The sequence below is a fragment of the Shewanella sp. 10N.286.51.B8 genome, assembly GCF_041469325.1.
Lineage (GTDB): Bacteria > Pseudomonadota > Gammaproteobacteria > Enterobacterales > Shewanellaceae > Shewanella.
Map to the genome: position 1 here is coordinate 1 of NZ_JBFRKG010000064.1, position 227 is coordinate 227.

The following is a 227-nucleotide window of genomic DNA, read 5'->3' on the forward strand; positions in this document are numbered from 1 at the left end:
AATGCCGATGGCGCGCTATCTACCATTAATCAAACGGGTAATGGCGATAATGCCGAAATAAGAAACTACGTGTCAGACTTTGCCGATGCCACCATTAATCAATCGATTGGCAGCGGTAATGATGCTTATATTAATCAAGATAATTCCGATGGCGCATCAGCCACCATAACCCAAGCGGGGATGGACAATTCAGCAGAAATTTTCCAACAAACGGGTGATTTAAGTGA

The 227-nt window shown here is 43.6% G+C and carries 1 pseudogene; it reads left to right on the forward strand.

Annotation, left to right across the window (positions count from 1 at the left end):
* A pseudogene (locus AB4160_RS19145) lies at positions 1 to 227 on the forward strand (curlin); the annotation flags it as partial.